1 protein-coding gene is annotated in these 404 nt (G+C 26.0%); it reads right to left on the bottom strand.

Translation table 11 applies throughout. From position 1 onward, the window contains the following. Positions 1–61 precede the first annotated feature (61 nt). Positions 62–229 (bottom strand): hypothetical protein, encoded by a 168-nt coding sequence (locus tag AACQ14_RS23665; protein ID WP_339366005.1) that lies wholly within the window; start codon positions 227–229, stop codon positions 62–64. Between the last annotated feature and the right edge of the window lie 175 nt (positions 230–404).

Below are 404 nucleotides of genomic sequence, written 5' to 3'. Positions count from 1 at the left end.
CAAAAGTCAAGTGAAGGTATAGTTAAATCAAATATTCCTAATAATTAAAACTTCTTTACTTTTATTTGTTTTTGAGGTAGTTCAGTCCATCTCTAATTCCTTGTGCTTTGGTTATGTTATTCCTTTCACAATAATCTTTTAGAATCTCTAATGTCTGCTCATTTATACGAGCTGTAATTTTAATAGGTTTTGGATCATTAGTAGGTCTCCCAATTTTTTTCTTAGCCATTATTTATTCTCCTTTTAATTTCTTATATTATTATTATACTTTCGGTTACAAAATTCCAAGCATGTATTTACTTTTTTTATATTTTAAAACCACTGTAGCCATAAGTATTTTACAAAGAAGAAAAAGTTTTTTTGTGATTAACTACCTATACCTTAAAAGCAAAATAGTATATGTA

Source organism: Vallitalea maricola, from assembly GCF_036985595.1.
In the GTDB taxonomy this organism is placed as follows: Bacteria; Bacillota; Clostridia; order Lachnospirales; family Vallitaleaceae; genus Vallitalea; species Vallitalea maricola.
This window is presented reverse-complemented; position numbering and strand designations above follow the sequence as displayed.

What these genes read in the sequence shown, in the direction of transcription:
- AACQ14_RS23665 (WP_339366005.1), bottom strand. Translation starts at nt 229, where the DNA reads ATGGCTAAGAAAAAAATTGGGAGACCTACTAATGATCCAAAACCTATT.